Raw genomic sequence first — 15,506 nt, forward strand, 5'->3', positions numbered from 1 at the left:
AAGAGCGATCAAGAGACGGTCGCAAACTTTTGCGGCTAACACTGGTTTACTGTGATAGCGGACTGTTAGCTTTCTTTGCACTGATGTCTGCTGTGAGCGTAATCGCCGGACATACGTCTAGGCGGTACAATATAGCAAGGTCACACCGCGTTAGCGGACTATCAATCGACGCCTTTTCAAGAGCTGTGCCCCCCTTGATTTTGAGTATGTATGCTTTGAGCGACGCACTGTCAGGTTCCTTTACATAATTTAACTCTGGAATATTCCCTTGAAATTGATGATTCATCGCCTATTTAATGCTGTAACCTGCGTAGAAGTCACATTTTTTGATATAAGGTGTGATAACTAATTCTATTACTTAGTGATTATTGTGTTAGTTTTCTTTACACAATTGATTTTTTTAATTAACCATTTTTATGTAAGGTACTGTTTTTAATCAATTAAATTTTACGGCATGAATTTTGCTATTCTGTTGGGTAGGCAATAGCCTCTTCCGATCCGTTATTCTTAAGCACCCTCTGTGCTGTGTCTTTCTTAATCTGAAGTCCTTACCTCAGGAATAAATAAAATAGTTCTAAGTAGGCTAAACAATTTACATCTACACATTATAAATATTGCCAAATGACTTTAAGTAGTGAATTGTAATACGTGTCTACGTAACTATTTTAGAATGTTTTAGGACGAATATTCTTCCTCATAAATGTCTCAGGCGCGGGACACTTGTGGGAGCTCACATATAACTTTTAGGAATATATTTATGTTAAAGAAGTTACTACCCCTTATGTTTTTATTTGCAGGGTTCCAGGTTAATGCATCGCCAATAATAAATTCATCAGATGTTTACGATGACGGTAGTTTGGAATGGTTACATTTCAGTTTCACCGACGGTATGAGTTCGTCCACCGCGCTTTCTACATGGTCATCGTATGGTTTTCGTTTGGCAACTTCGGATCAAGCATATACGTTAATGGTAGGTTGGTTTGGCGAAGTGTTTTCAGACCCTTGTAATTGTTCATTTAGCAGAGACTTATTAAAGATTAGGATTGACGAATTTGCTAGTGAGTTTAAGTTCACGGTACCCGACTCTAGGAGTTACGTTGCAGTTGCCGGTACGGGTTTGTTTGGAGTAAATGTTGAAGGCAAGCATATATTGTTTGGTTATCAACCCGGCAATTACGGTGGCGGAGGTGGCAACGATTTACACGGTTATGCGATGGTGCGAGATATTGTTGTCCCAGAACCTTCAGTCATCGCCCTATTTGCGTTAGGACTCGCGGGTATCGGATTTGCGCGTAGACGTCGATCTTAAACCCTTGCAATCCTGCGGCAGCCCATTGCTGCCAACGTTTCACATACCAACCTAAGACCAAAGCCATCTCATCTTAGGTGGCTTTTTTCTTTCTTAGTTGCTCATAAAGCTGCCTGTAGTGTAAAACGTGTTTTTCTACCGTCTTTGCTGCGACGGTTAATTGTTTGCCATCAAAATGATAACCGAGAAAATCCCAGCCCCGACTGATTTTACCAATAAAGGTCTTATCCGGCGCTTGCTCCACTTTTAATTGATGAAAGTGTTGATTGACTGTCCTCACCGCTTTGCGAAGGTGCCAGCGAGTTTTGGCTAATTCAATCACATCATCCATGTACCTGCGATAAAAATAGCGTGGGTCACCTTCCATCTGTTTATCTAAGGATGTTAAGTAGTAAGCTGCGATTACCGGTGATAAGGGGCAACCTCGCGATATACCACAAGTAATGGACTTAAACGTACCGCCCCTTTCAACGCTGCGTTTTACAAATTGCACTAACAAGTGCCAAATAAACGGGTCGGTAATGTCTTCATCCAGTTGCTTGAGCAATATCGTATGGTCTATCGACTCATAATAGCGCTTCACATCGGTTTTCATCACGTAGCGATAATCAGGCAGGGCCGCATACAAGGCACTCACGGTGGTTTTTAAACCTCCATGCCCTTTGATATGAGTGCAATGTGGCGATAATGCCAATGCATCTGGTAAGGCCATTGCTAACATCTTTAATACCAATGCATCTTGTGATGACTACAAATGAAGGGTTTCACCATCGGCTTTGGAGACCACGCTCAGTGGCAGGAAGGTGTAATCTTGTTTGTTGAGTGTTTGCAGCAGCTCACCACGAACCGTATGCCAGTGAAAACGCAGATGCCAAATGTCGGCATTGGCGGGAAAGTTACGTCGCTGCTTACACAGCCATAAATAAGCGGTATCGAGAGTGACTTCGGTGAAAACATGTTTGGCATCTAGCATGGCTTAAGCATAGCTGAATGGCTGGTAAGTGAACAAACTTAGGTTGTTTTTAGAAAAGCTGAATGACTGGTGTTGGCGGATTCTTCCCGTACAAATTTGAACGGCGAACGGCAGGTTTTGCCGTAGAGCCGACCGTCAGAGATACATGCTCGACGATCCGCAATAAGATTAGAGCGGGAATGATCAAAAAGAATCTGGCCGTCTCCTTAAGCAGCACTTTCTGTCAATTGTTTAATCGTGCTTTATAGTTGTTAAGAATGATTTAGCTAACCAAACAAATCATAAAACCAAAACCACTTGAAAGCGGTTTCATAATGTTAGTGTGAGTTTGAAACTTTAATTAACTTGCATAGTTACTAAAGCACTGACAATCGCGTTGCTAAGCACTCGGGTAGAAAAAATCGCTTTGTAATTTCACTATTTTTGATAATGACAACAAGGTAGCCCAAGTGTCCCAAATGGTCGCAATCTGGTCACAATGAAATAATTTAAAGAGATATGGTCACAGCCGACAACACTAAATAAAAACTAGCAAATGCTCCTTACGGTTTGATTTTTTTGCAACGAATAGTCTATTTCACTAGCGTTGACACGATAAAAATATCTATTTGCAGCTTCAAGTATATTCGATGATATCGCCAGTATGTATGTTACCGTTGTTTACTCGCTCAAACCTACTCTGTTGCATAGATTAGGCATGTGCTTATTTTTCTGAAATTCATAACTAGCGAAGCGAACGGCTTTTATGGCTGTTATAAAAATTGTTCGAAGGTCATTAATTGGCCAGTATAAGTTTACAGGACAGTATAGATGAAGTTGCTGAGTAACCTCGCTTTTAGTCAGGCAATGCAAGCAGCGCTTGCTAGGTTTATGCAAGATAGAGACTACAAAAGGCACCTTACTTATAAAACAGGCACCTTGTTAGTGCAAAGAGATCAGCTTGTGCAAGCACTTAACAAAGATTGGAAAAATGAACTTAAGGTTACCATACCTAATGGTGGTCTAACTGTTTACTTGGAACTTGATTCAACAATAAATACGGGTGATTTATACAATGCTGCCGCAACTCAAAAAATTATAATAGCGCCTGGAGCCTTATTTAGTCTTGCACCAAACTTCACTCATTTTATGCGTTTGAATTTTAACCATCCAACTTTAGGAAATCGAGAAAAAGCAATTGCCAAATTGAGTTCCATAGGTTCTAAACATCTAATAAGGTAGATTGTCCAAATCCCTGCAGATCAGTCATATTAAGAATGGGTGTTCGTTGAAAAAACGAAAATCGATCTGTCGCTGATGTTTGCTTCCATGACCTCGGTCTTTTTCTGAGGCATGGCTTTTATATACACAACGATCTATTCAAAAAGGTTTATCAATTTATGCACTATTCCATCATTATTCCTGCTTACAATGAAGAAGAACTGTTGCCTAAAACGTTGGAAGCAATTAATAAAGCAATGGCAGGTATTGCTCGTTACTCTGGTGAGGTTGTTGTTACAAACAATAATTCTACCGACCGAACAGCAGAGATTGCTTGTGAATATGGGGCTAAGGTGGTTTTTGAATCTTTTCAGCAAATTTCAAGAAGTCGCAATGTTGCCGCAAGAGCGGCTAGAGGTAAATACCTTATTTTTATAGATGCAGACACGATTATAAGTCGCGAACTGATTGAAAAGAGTTTGGACTTAATGGCTTCTGGGGATGTTTGCGCAGGTGGAGCACTTGTAGAATTTATTAACGCTGACTTGCACACTAAAAGGTTAAGCAAATGGTGGAATGTATTTACCAGAAAAATGAAAGTCGCTTGCGGAGCTTATATTTTTTGCCATAAAAAAGACTTCATAGACGTTGGCGGCTTTAACGAAAAAATTTATGCTAGTGAAGAAATCTGGTTTGGTCGAAAACTAAAAAAGTTAGCCCGCAAACGCCATCAGAAATTTATAATAGTGTCGATACCAATACAAACATCAGCCAGAAAAATGGAATGGTTTAGTCCGTGGCAATTATTTTGGCAGGTCCTTCCAATGATATTTTGTCCATGGCTGGTGCGCAGTAAACGATTTTGCGATTTATGGTATAAGCGCCCAGAAATAAAAAATAAAAAATAACACGTTAGTTCCCTATAGCTTGGTAGATATGCCATCAGCAACAGCGGTGCACAGCGGTAATGCGTCTCCAAAAAACTAGATCCGTGTATTGATGTGAAGCTACGAATTCAGCGGCATGCTCGATACGTATAGTCTGATACTTTAATACAATTGCGCCGTTTGCGCTTGCCAGTCAGTATCAGTGGTTATTTAGATGCGTTCGCACATCAAAAAACCTGAACCTTAAGTGCTATTGTTCAGGTTTTCTGACACTTTTTTACTCTGCTATATACAGATTAAAAGCCGCGTTTTAGATTAAAAAAGCTCAGTCAGCAAGGACACGCCAAAGTATTTTACTGCCACCGTATTAACAAAAATAACTAATAAGATGACCGGAATGAAAGTGCCTACCGAGAGGTTTACATAGCGCTCAAATAAGCTCTTTTTGAACTTCGGTGCACCTTTGTCGAGCTCTGCATTAAAGTTATGCTTTTTCCAACGGTACATAACAAAAATACAGATCAAGAACCCATTTAAGGGCAATATTGTGTCGTAGAACACGTCGTAAACTACCGTGAAAAACGAGTTATCGTTACCTGCATAGGTAATGAAGTTGGTAAAAAACTCAGAATGGCCAAACGACAGAGCACACATTACTGAAAATATGATCAACAACGAACCACAAATAAGGAGCGATGGTTTTCTTGCAAAACCCTGCTCACTCATTAGCGATGCAACGGGAACTTCAAAAATAGAGACCAATGAGGTAATTGCGGCAAAAAATACTAACAAAAAGAAAACACTAGCAACCGTGCTCGCTCCTATATAACCGATACTGGTTTGTAATTCTAAAAATATTTGCGGTAGATATGAGAAGATCATGCTTACCGACGACTCACTTAGATCTTCCGGATTAATATCTGGATTAAACGAGAAGATTGCGGGCAGTATCATTAAGCCGGCGGTAAAAGCGACGGCAGTGTCGGTCAATGCAACCAACTTCGCAGACGTCGGCACATCAGCTTTGCTGTCGATATAACTACCATAGGTAATCATAATCCCCATTCCTAAAGACAGCGAGAAAAAAGCTTGAGATAGCGCACCATTAACAACTGAAGCATCAATTTTAGAGAAATCAGGTATCAAGTAAAATTCAACACCTGCCATTGCGTTGTCGCGCGTTAGAACGAAAATAACCAGTACTATCAACATAAAAAAGAGTGCAGGCATGAGGATTTTAGCCGCTTTTTCGATACCTTGTTTAACCCCTCCTTGTAAGATGAGATAAACTACCAACAGCACGCCAATCATGTAAATAAAGATACTATTGCCGCTAATAAATGCGCCAAAGGTGTCCGCATTAGCTAACTCGTCTAGGTTTCCGATCATTGATTGCAGCAAGTAACCGAAGATCCATACGGTAATCACCAGGTAAAAAACCGCAATCATGAAAGGCGTAATTACCGACAACCAGCCGGCTATGCGCCATCCACCTGAGCGGTTAGACAGTAAAGAATAAGCCCCTAGTGGATCTTTTTGACTATTTCTACCAACCGACATTTCGGCAAGCATAACAGGGAGACAGATGAAAACCACAAAAATGGCATACATTAACAGAAAAGCACCACCACCGTTTTTAGCAGCACCAACAGGAAAACCAACAAGGTTACCAATACCAACCGCAGAGCCTGCCGCAGCAAGAATAAAACCGAGTTTTGAGCCAAATTGCTCTCTTGAACCACTCATCATTAATCCTTCTTTTTATTTTTGTTTTTATGATGTTTAGCGGCAGATATTAACAGTGTATTTACAAAAAGTCTTGAGCTTAACGCAATAAAAATAGCCGGTCAAAACCGGCTATTGTAAATACATCACGTTCCGTGCAATCAATTACCAGGGGATAGTTTCACCCTTCCAATCTAAATAAAATGGGCTTTCTTCTGAATGTAGATTTTTGCATATGCTCAAAAGTTGACTAACGGTGAACTCGGGTGTAAATAATTTACCAGGTTTTACATTTGCTTGGAACGGTTTGGACAAACCAGTATCCACAGTTCCCGGGTGATAGCAAAGCAAACTCGTGTTGGGAGCTCGACGTTTATATTCAACAGCAGCCGTTTTCACTAGCATATTCAGCGCGGCCTTAGATGCTCTATATCCATACCAACCACCTAACGCGTTTTCACTAATACTGCCAACCCGTGCACTAAAGAAGACAATTTTTGCTCCTTGTTTATTAACAACATTGGCTAAGTTTTGTAGCCAAATTGCAGGCAAAATACTGTTAACCCGAAAGTATTCGATGAGTTGTCTTTCATGGATATCTTCCAAGCGTTTTTCTGGTTTTAATGTCACAACATCGTCAGTACCTGCTGAGATTGACTGTTGATGCAATATCCCGGTGGTGCAGATAACTAAGCTGAGTTTGATCCCCTGCTCTTTTAACTCACTGACGAAGCTTTTTACAGCAACTTCATTTGCTGTATCCATGACTTTGTGGATAACCTGCGCTGCAGTTGTTGTAGTATTGAGGGTGTAAGATGCTTCGCTGCGAGACAGCGTAAAAATCACGTCAAATTGTTGCTGGGCACTTAACTGATTAACCACTTCTCTGCCAATCCCGCCATTTGCGCCGATAATAAGTGCATATTTTTTTTCGCTTCCTGTTTGTTGCATGCTAATCCTTCAATTCTGTTCGATAATGTTATTCGTTGACACGTTTACCACTGCGCTATTATTTTAAATTGCAGCGATTACTCTCGCATCTTTTTTTTCCTGTCAACCAATATGAAATTTTGTATCTATGTTTAGCAAACACCAAGTAAAGTTTATCCGCGAACCACCTGATCACCGGCCAGCGAAGCGGCGCATATAACCAACTAACACCCACCAAACTCCATGCTTTGTGCGTAACATCAAGTCCAGTGATCATGGTGCCGTCATCTAATTGACCGTGGATACGCGCGTTCAGTTCCTGCAAACATAATTTGGGATAACGCTGTGGAAAATCCGGTAAGGAAATATCCTCAAAGATAATATTCTTGTCTTTGTCACGCTTTATCAGATGAGTCATTTCTTTTTCGCACAATGGACATAATCCATCATAAAAGAGCGTAAATGCCATGCTAGCCTCGTTTGTTTAACTCTATAATCCTTGTACGTAAATTAGTTAGGAATAGATGACTTGAGATTTGGTCTGGCTAGATAATCGCACTTAATTTACCCACGACATGAAATACGCACGCAATAGCATAAATAATCAATTCACAAACCATCACATTGGGTGGAGGATCTTTTTGATGCGTAGAATTAGCGCTTAATACCGTTGAAGGTGTAACAACTGTTTTGTAAACTTGCTGTCCTAGTCAAACCAACTATCATCAATTTTTATTTTAAACAGCAATGGCGCCATTTTCTGATATCGATATTTATCCATTGGGCACACAACGTTTTTACGATAATTCATTTTCCACGGGTCATTGACCATCCATACATAATCATTCACAACAGTCACGCCCTCAATTGAAGCATTATTCATTAAATGAGTAGCTTCACATACCTTTTCATTTGTATTTTGAGTCATATTCGAAGGTGCAGAAAATGCGAGCTTTATACGTTTAGTTGGCTTCTGTTTAGCTAAGTCTATAATCCACAGTTCATTATCGTTGCGCGCTACTGCTAACAAATAACCGTGGCTACTGGATGTCGGATAGAACACATCCATCCCGTTGATAGGATGGTTACCTTGCTCAAAACTAGGTAACAATAGTTGGCTGTCACGCACTTGAGCGAAACCTGACTCTTGCCAAAAACTATCATCTACACTTATTTCAAAGACTCTTGGTTGTTTATTGGCGTCTCTTTCTAATCCCAATAATAATCGTTTATCCTTGGTAAATGTTAACCCTTCTATGCCATCATTTGGGAAATCACCGACTTCGGCTGCTGCCGGAAATTGAACTGGACGCACATGCGTTACTTCTAATTTTTTATCCATAAGTTGCAAGCGCACCAGTAGCGTCGGAAAGGCCGTAGAGCCAGTTTTTGCATATTGTTGCTGACATGTTTCGCTAAGCTGCTCTGAACGGCTCGCATCCTCAGTCACAAATATCCAAGCCCCGTCTTCACCTGCAATCGGTGCAAGCCCTTCGTAATCAGGTTTGTTAACCAGATAGTCAAAAAAACAACTGCGCTTAACCCGTTCACTAAATACGCTTGGTCCAAATTTGTTAACTACTCGGCTATCTTTCATCGAAATTTGGTGCAGTCTTAATACTTGGCTTATATCTGCACTTGCATCGGATAATGAGTACAAATATCCGTTGTCGTATTTCAATCCTGAGGTTTGCGGGTTTAACATCACGTCACCATCAAGATCAAGAATCCAGCTACCTAATAAGGGCGTAATAGTCATAGCAGGAGGATTCACCGCAGAGGTAGCTTCGATTTTTTCTGGCACGCAAGCAACACAGAAAGTTATAATTATCGAGACAACAACTATCGTCATTCGCTTTTTCATTGACTGTCCTTTTAATTATATTTTTGTTGATGAATACACAGCGCGCACAAAGTATACATGCTGCATGCAAACTTATTTACCATAATTTACGTAATGTGTAGTGTTAATCTGGTTTGTATAGACTACCTTTATTAAAAATGATCAATACTATTATATTCTCAAAGGTCACGGTACTGGCCGACGCAAGGGAACACGAGAAACTTGACAAAATTACTCCCCACAGTCATCGCAGGTCCTATTTTACGTCACACTGATAATCAGCGTATTGTTTGGTGGCTGGTTACTTCCGCCGCTATTGATATAAAACCATTGTTAGCTGATGCGCATAACAAGGTAATCGAATTGCAAAATGCGAAAGCGACCCAGGAAACGTTTTGTGTCGGGCAGCGCGCATTCATCCAGTTAATTAGCTTGGAAGCAACTACCAAAAAACCATTAATTCAATCTGGTGCGTTATATCATTATGATTTATTAGATGATCTGACCAGTATTTTAAAGGATATACCTCACTTGGTGTATGAAGGGTATCAACGACCCAACTTTCGATTTAATCAACATTTGACCAAAGTCACACAAGGTTCTTGCCGCAAGCCCCATTTCCATGGTCGAGATGCATTACCACAACTCGATAATTTAGTCGCAGATGAGTTAGCGAATAAAGTTAATGCGTCGAAAACTAGCGAGACAACGAGCATAAACCGCCCCGATTTAATGTTAATGACTGGAGACCAAGTATATGTTGATGATGTCGCAGGGCCTATGTTACACGCGATTCATCAAGTCATCTTATTGCTGGGACTGCACAACGAGCGATTCGAAGGTGCCACTGTTGATGATTTAATAACACTGATGTCGCATGAACATAGTTTTTACCAAAGGGAATTGTTATTACCCGCTGTTGAGGCTAATGATAAGCTAACTAAGGCGTTTTTCGCCGCAAAGCGCAAACCCATTTTTACCTCAGTAAATGCTAAGAATCATCTTATAGCACTGTCCGAGATGTTAGCAATGTACTTGTTGACTTGGTCGCCATTACTCTGGCAATTTGTTGATTTGAACAAGTCAGGGTTAAACCAGGATAAACAAGCGACTTACGACCAAGAAAAACACAATATAGAGTCATTTCAAGAGGGCTTGGCGAAAGTTCATCGAGCGCTTGCTCACGTACCAAGCTACATGATGTTCGATGATCATGATGTTACCGACGATTGGAATCTGACCCGAGGCTGGGAACAACAAATTTATGGACATCCTTTTTCAAAGCGAATCATTGGTAACGCTATTACTGCCTACTTTTTATGCCAAGGTTGCGGTAACCCTAGAGCAAAACTGAGGTCTTTATTTAGTGAATTCAGTAACGTATTCTCAATAGCCGCCTTTACTGAAGACGCCCTCGGGACCAGCAATCTTGCGATTTATGGAGCTTCGCATAGCGAACTTATCGACACCTTATTTGCGTTTGACCAATGGCATTATGAACTAACAACACAACCTCCAGTGCATGTGCTCGACACCAGAACGCAGCGTTGGCGCTCCGAGTCATCGCTTAACAAGCCGTCCGGGCTGATGGACTGGGAAGCCTTGTGTGAACTACAGCAGGCTATCATCGGCAAAGAATCAGTTATTATGGTTTCGCCAGCACCGGTGTACGGAGTAAAGTTTATAGAAACGATACAAAAGGTATTTACTATTTTTGGTGGTGCATTAGTCGTGGATGCGGAAAATTGGATGGCGCATAGAGGCACCGCCAGTGTGATGCTGAATATATTCAGACATATTAAAACCCCACCAAACTTTATTATTTTATCGGGGGATGTTCACTATTCCTTTGTTTATGATGTGAGCTTGCGTTTTCGCCGAAACAGTCCGCACATTACCCAATTCACCAGTAGTGGATTACATAACGAATTTCCGCCAAGCCTGCTAAGGTGGTTTGACCGCTTAAATAGATGGCTTTATGGTCATCGCTCGCCTCTCAACTGGTTAACAAAGCGTCGGAACATGTCTGTTAGGCAACGAGAACCGATTGATCACAGCGGTACGTTGGTCAATAATTGCAATATTGGAGTGCTAACCTTGAATGATGATGCAAGTCAGGTAGACTGCGCTCTGTTATGCAGCGATGGTAGCTATATCAGCTTTTCAAAAACCAAGAGCCGATTTAAAACACCAGCAACGCTAGAAGCAGAATCACTTACGAAGGCTGAAACAGAGTAATGAATTTAGCAACAAAACAAATTGCCATTTTTTATGGTTCTACAACCTGCTATACAGAAATGGCGAGTGAGAAAATACAATCTGAATTGGAGGCTATGACCCGCGAGCAAGGGATCCAAGCCACGATAAACATGTTTGACATTAAAGAACATACTCTGGAAAAATCAACCCAGTATGATCTGGTGCTATATGGCATTTCAACCTGGGATTTTGGTGAATTACAAGAAGACTGGGAATCAACTTGGGATGATATAAAAACACTGAATCTGGCAAGCAAGACTGTCGCTATTTTCGGCTTAGGTGACCAACTCGGCTACGCCGATTGGTTTCAAGACGCCTTGGGCATGTTACATGATGAATTAATAGTATTGGATTGTGATATTATCGGTTATTGGCCCAATCAAGGCTATGAGTTTACTGCGTCCAAAGCGCTAACTGAGGATGGTGACTTTTTTGTTGGTTTATCGTTAGATGATGAAAATCAGTATGATCTAACTGATGCGCGCGTAAAACAGTGGTGTTCTCAGATTATTGAAGAGTGGACTCAAGCCTAAGCTCGCTGAGCAAGACAAGCATTAATCCATTTATTCCGTTGTTTTACTTTTCAAATTAGGCGCAGCAAGGTTATGTTTGCTGCTGCGGATTAAGAATTCTAACTTCACGTTGAGGGAATGGGATCTCGATACCATTTTCTTTCAGTGTTTCAAGAATGATGAGCATTAAGTCACCGCCAACACGATTTTTACCATCATCAACACCTAACATCCAAAACTCCACGAACATGTTGACACCTGAATCGCCAAAACTATCTATTTCGCAATCAGGGCGTTCTTCAAAAGGCACCCCTTCACCGCTGATAACTTGTGGATGCTTACAAACCGCGATTTTTATAAGTTCAACCATACTGCGCACATCTGTTGCATAGGGCACCGAAAAGTCGACACGATAACGTTGCTTAGGATCTTTATGTGTCCAGTTAACTAAAAGGTCTGAAATAAATTTTTCATTGGGTACAAGAATGTCTTTGCCATCATAGGTTTCAATTACTGCATAGCGCATTCTAAATTCGCGTACGAAGCCTTTTTGACCATCGCCTAATTCAACAAAATCACCAACAGTTAAGGAGCGATCGAGAAGAATTATAATACCCGATATGAAGTTAGAAGCGATAGACTGCAAGCCTAAACCAATGCCGACACCGACTGCGCCACCGAAAACCGCAAGCGTTGTCAGGTTGATGCCCATTACATTTAATAAAAGCAATATAATAATACAGAATAACGTGACTTCGAATAACTTCGAAAACACCTCTTTAGTCGGTATATCCAAACTCTCTTGACGCTTAATGACAGCCTTGCCAAAACTACTTGATACGCGACCCAGCCAGAATAGAAAACCACCGAAAACGAGAACTCTTGCAACGCCGTAGGCAGAAATATCGACATTACCGACCTTGATTGATATTTCTTCCAAGGCGCTTATTATAGATGGCAATAGCCCGACCAAATGCAAAAACAGAATAGGTAAACCAACCCACCTAAATAAAGATGCGGCGTAATAATGGGTAACGAAGGCACGAATAATAGAGTTGAAGAACAACAATATCGCGAGAGACAACGCCACTTGTATTACCCACTGTGAATATTCAAAGTTTTCAACCGTTTTACGCGAAATTTGTAACAGAAAAATAGCAATAAGTGGAAATAACACACCACCAATTCTAAATGCAAATTTGCGTATTGGATGCGCTTGTTCATCAGGTTCATTGCGCAGTGTCGCAACGCTATGGCGCACTTTATACGCAATCACAAATGCAACAGTGTAAATAATAATAAGCATCGCTAACTGCACGTAAGTTTGTGTGCTCGATAGCAGTTCAAATCCTTTTTGATAATTGCCATTAATGAAGGTTAAAACTGACGAGTAATCCATAGCTAGACTTCCTTTACAAAATTGCCCGAAACGATACCAGAACAGAGCTTTTTCAGGCATGCTTACACAAGAGCAAAGTGATGCCAATATATTTTTACATTTGGCATCAGAATTAAAAATTAAAAAATGATAACCTTCGTAAGTCCTTAAGTATAAAGATAAACGCCATGGATACCCAGTGAAAATTGAAGCTAATGAATCAAACTAAATCACAACAAGGCGAGAAAAAAAATAAGAAAGGTAGACTTTATAATCAATTCTATCGAAATGGTGACGAGCATCGAGGGGGAGCCGATGTTAACTTTCAAGACATATTGCGCTTATTCCGATTCCGCTCAATTGAAATTGGTAAATGGGTAACGCAAGAAGAAAAAAGGATAGCGGCAAATCTGTTTTTTGATGCCCTGTGCGATCTAATGGATATATTGCAAGTGCCTGAAAATGTGATTTCTCTAAATGGTACTTTATCACTAGGATTTGGGGTTGGCGGACAAAAACACGCGAGTGCACATTACAATAGTGCAAAAAAACAACTATCTCTTGCCAAGAATGCAGGTGCTGGCGCCTTAGCTCACGAATGGTTTCACGCCTTTGACCATTACATTGCAAGTAAAATGTTTGCGGTGTCTGGGAGTAATCTTTTCGCTTCAGAAATTTGGCTAAACGAAAACGCGCCGTTAAATAGGCATGCGTTGAACAATCAGTTGGCGCTTTGTTTCAAACATATTTTTTTACAAAACAATGGCGCTGAACCGAGTGAATTGATGCAAAAGAGTGTTTTTGTTGATCATCAATTAAAAAGTTTTTACTACGCACGGCCACAAGAGGTCGCCGCAAGAGCTTTTGAAGCCTGTATTCAGGATCACTCGATTAAAAATGCGTTTTTAGTACAAGGGACTAAACAAAGTGCAGAAGCTAAGTTAGGTATTTATCCTAATGGAGAACAACTAAGCAATATAGCAGCTCAAATGGCAACTTATTTCAATTGGTTGGGTAAAGCCCTTGATCATAGTCCGCCTGACGAGTAGTCTTGTCATAAGAAAATCAAAAAAATGCTCATTTTCGCGGGGCTAGCCTTGATATTCAAAGTAATTGACAGAGTAAACGCACATTTTTTGTTAAATTCGTTTACAAAACTCTATGCTTTTTCTATTAAGCCATTATACTATAAAGACTCGCTATAGAGCAGAATTAGAAGGACTGAATGTAAAGATGAAAAGAAAAAAACATACATCCGGTGATGACGACGCAGCAGTAGACATGACGCCAATGTTGGACATCGTGTTTATTATGTTGATATTCTTCATCGTAACGACGACATTCTCATCTGAGAAAGGGTTGACTCCAACACGTCCACCGAAGAGCGATACGCCAAACCCACCGAGTAAATCATTGTCTATTAGAATTGATGCATCTGGTCAAATTCTTATGGCAGGTCGTATTGTCGATATTCGTCGAGTAGTTGCAAATGCGCAAACTTACTTAGCAAATAATGATACTGACAGTGCTGCTATACAAGCGGATGAAGACACCGAACATGGGGTTGTTGTAAGCGTAATGGATCAGGTCAAATTGGCTGGTATTTCGAAAATATCGGTGTTAGTTAAAGAAGATTAATTGTAAGTTACTGTATAAATTGTAAGAACGCGGCTCAATGTTGGGTCGATACGAAATTCGGGATCTAAATTTAGGTCCCTTTTTTTATTGATTTTACAAATACAATAAGTTGAAACAACTAGATTCAACTAATAAGTTATAAAGTCAAATAGTAAGATTAGTTATTCAGCAACTTAACTGCATTTTTTTGAGTTTGTCATTTTTAACGAATAGATAACTGGCTTCTGAACACAAAAATACTACGATATCGGCTATTTCATCAATATCAGCGTTCATAATTCCACGCACATTCCACAATTCGGATGTTACCTCATCATTTACTGACATTTAGGTTGTTGCTTAATTTAGCTATATATCAAATTATTCTTTATAACTTTTCTATTTAATCATTATAAAAAAATTGGTTATGAGTTTTTTAATATTTTCTAAAAAATCATCAAGCTTTTGGTAGAGAAGAGACTTTTTTATAAATAGGATCAAAGCCTGATCTAGTTGGAGTGAGAAGCAAAAGCCCAAACCCAAGCTTTAAACCAAATAGAAATGATATTTGTAACTATACCTATGTTAAAAGCACTTATGACAAAAGATATATTGCACTTATAAACATCAACGTCAGTTAATGTTTCGATGAAGAATAGTGACGGCTCTTTTATAGCTTACTGAGCCTTTGGCGCAAGAATCCGCTGTTTGCTGAAAAATCCCTTGATAAATGACCATCAATTCGTGCCAACGATTGGCAGGAGATAGCATAATTGTGCCGGAAGGAATGTTAACCCTATGGAGAAGTACGACACAATCATCAACATAAGGCGAATACAATCTCTCTATTGATAACTCAGACAAAATCGAGTT

At 40.1% G+C, this 15,506-nt stretch carries 17 protein-coding genes; 7 read left to right on the forward strand and 10 right to left on the reverse strand.

Annotation, left to right across the window (positions count from 1 at the left end; translation table 11 throughout):
• Positions 1-46: 46 nt before the first annotated feature.
• Positions 47-286 carry a hypothetical protein gene (locus CXF81_RS09560; RefSeq protein ID WP_101181144.1) on the reverse strand — a complete coding sequence of 80 codons (240 nt, stop codon included), beginning with the start codon at positions 284-286 and terminating at the stop codon, positions 47-49.
• Positions 287-757: 471 nt separating this feature from the next.
• On the opposite strand from CXF81_RS09560, the gene CXF81_RS09565 reads away from it, so the two are divergent.
• Positions 758-1,309 carry a PEP-CTERM sorting domain-containing protein gene (locus tag CXF81_RS09565; RefSeq protein ID WP_157825541.1) on the forward strand — a complete coding sequence of 184 codons (552 nt, stop codon included), beginning with the start codon at positions 758-760 and terminating at the stop codon, positions 1,307-1,309.
• A gap of 73 nt (positions 1,310-1,382) precedes the next feature.
• Here CXF81_RS09565 and CXF81_RS09570 read toward each other — a convergent pair whose 3' ends face one another.
• On the reverse strand, positions 1,383-2,021 hold the full coding sequence (locus CXF81_RS09570) for a reverse transcriptase domain-containing protein (protein WP_157825542.1): 639 nt from the start codon (positions 2,019-2,021) through the stop codon (positions 1,383-1,385).
• A gap of 36 nt (positions 2,022-2,057) precedes the next feature.
• Positions 2,058-2,282 carry a hypothetical protein gene (locus CXF81_RS09575; RefSeq protein ID WP_101181147.1) on the reverse strand — a complete coding sequence of 75 codons (225 nt, stop codon included), beginning with the start codon at positions 2,280-2,282 and terminating at the stop codon, positions 2,058-2,060.
• 810 nt (positions 2,283-3,092) lie between these two features.
• On the opposite strand from CXF81_RS09575, the gene CXF81_RS09580 reads away from it, so the two are divergent.
• Both CXF81_RS09580 and CXF81_RS09585 read left to right on the forward strand, forming a co-directional pair.
• Complete coding sequence (locus CXF81_RS09580; RefSeq protein WP_198556371.1) at positions 3,093-3,503, forward strand: aminotransferase class I/II-fold pyridoxal phosphate-dependent enzyme; 411 nt, start codon at positions 3,093-3,095, stop codon at positions 3,501-3,503.
• 158 nt (positions 3,504-3,661) lie between these two features.
• Positions 3,662-4,390, forward strand: a complete 729-nt coding sequence (locus CXF81_RS09585; protein ID WP_101181148.1) for a glycosyltransferase — start codon at positions 3,662-3,664, stop codon at positions 4,388-4,390.
• Between the two features lie 294 nt (positions 4,391-4,684).
• Here the strand turns inward: CXF81_RS09585 and CXF81_RS09590 are convergent, their stop codons facing one another.
• The 4 genes from CXF81_RS09590 to CXF81_RS09605 all read right to left on the reverse strand — a co-directional run bounded on the left by CXF81_RS09590 (position 4,685) and on the right by CXF81_RS09605 (position 8,888).
• Positions 4,685-6,115, reverse strand: a complete 1,431-nt coding sequence (locus CXF81_RS09590) for a sodium-dependent transporter (protein ID WP_101181258.1) — start codon at positions 6,113-6,115, stop codon at positions 4,685-4,687.
• A gap of 144 nt (positions 6,116-6,259) precedes the next feature.
• The gene (locus tag CXF81_RS09595; protein ID WP_101181149.1) at positions 6,260-7,045 is read right to left on the reverse strand and encodes an SDR family NAD(P)-dependent oxidoreductase; all 786 of its coding nucleotides are present in this window, start codon (positions 7,043-7,045) and stop codon (positions 6,260-6,262) included.
• A 58-nt stretch (positions 7,046-7,103) separates the two neighbouring features.
• Positions 7,104-7,493 carry a thiol-disulfide oxidoreductase DCC family protein gene (locus CXF81_RS09600; RefSeq protein ID WP_101181150.1) on the reverse strand — a complete coding sequence of 130 codons (390 nt, stop codon included), beginning with the start codon at positions 7,491-7,493 and terminating at the stop codon, positions 7,104-7,106.
• Between the two features lie 237 nt (positions 7,494-7,730).
• A complete protein-coding gene (locus CXF81_RS09605; protein ID WP_101181151.1) occupies positions 7,731-8,888 on the reverse strand; it encodes a hypothetical protein in 1,158 nt (385 codons plus the stop codon).
• 201 nt (positions 8,889-9,089) lie between these two features.
• Between CXF81_RS09605 and CXF81_RS09610 the strand changes: the two genes are divergently transcribed.
• Together CXF81_RS09610 and fldB are read left to right on the forward strand one after the other, a co-directional pair.
• Entirely contained in the window at positions 9,090-11,105 is a 2,016-nt protein-coding gene (locus tag CXF81_RS09610; RefSeq protein ID WP_101181152.1) for a hypothetical protein, read from the forward strand.
• A complete protein-coding gene (fldB, locus tag CXF81_RS09615; protein ID WP_101181153.1) occupies positions 11,105-11,659 on the forward strand; it encodes a flavodoxin FldB in 555 nt (184 codons plus the stop codon). The genes CXF81_RS09610 and fldB overlap by 1 nt, the downstream gene beginning before the upstream one ends.
• Positions 11,660-11,729: 70 nt before the next feature.
• Here fldB and CXF81_RS09620 read toward each other — a convergent pair whose 3' ends face one another.
• The gene (locus CXF81_RS09620) at positions 11,730-13,037 is read right to left on the reverse strand and encodes a mechanosensitive ion channel family protein (RefSeq protein ID WP_101181154.1); all 1,308 of its coding nucleotides are present in this window, start codon (positions 13,035-13,037) and stop codon (positions 11,730-11,732) included.
• 194 nt (positions 13,038-13,231) lie between these two features.
• On the opposite strand from CXF81_RS09620, the gene CXF81_RS09625 reads away from it, so the two are divergent.
• Together CXF81_RS09625 and CXF81_RS09630 are read left to right on the forward strand one after the other, a co-directional pair.
• Positions 13,232-14,065, forward strand: coding sequence for a CLCA_X family protein (locus tag CXF81_RS09625; RefSeq protein WP_101181155.1), 834 nt, complete (start codon positions 13,232-13,234; stop codon positions 14,063-14,065).
• 184 nt (positions 14,066-14,249) lie between these two features.
• Positions 14,250-14,654, forward strand: coding sequence for a biopolymer transporter ExbD (locus tag CXF81_RS09630; protein ID WP_101181156.1), 405 nt, complete (start codon positions 14,250-14,252; stop codon positions 14,652-14,654).
• A gap of 165 nt (positions 14,655-14,819) precedes the next feature.
• On the opposite strand, the gene CXF81_RS19885 is transcribed toward CXF81_RS09630, so the two are convergent.
• Both CXF81_RS19885 and CXF81_RS20675 read right to left on the reverse strand, forming a co-directional pair.
• A complete protein-coding gene (locus CXF81_RS19885; RefSeq protein WP_157825543.1) occupies positions 14,820-14,981 on the reverse strand; it encodes a hypothetical protein in 162 nt (53 codons plus the stop codon).
• A gap of 161 nt (positions 14,982-15,142) precedes the next feature.
• A complete protein-coding gene (locus CXF81_RS20675) occupies positions 15,143-15,307 on the reverse strand; it encodes a DUF2798 domain-containing protein (RefSeq protein WP_101181259.1) in 165 nt (54 codons plus the stop codon).
• Positions 15,308-15,506 lie beyond the last annotated feature (199 nt).

The organism is Glaciecola sp. 33A (assembly GCF_002836745.1).
Classification (GTDB): domain Bacteria; phylum Pseudomonadota; class Gammaproteobacteria; order Enterobacterales; family Alteromonadaceae; genus Glaciecola.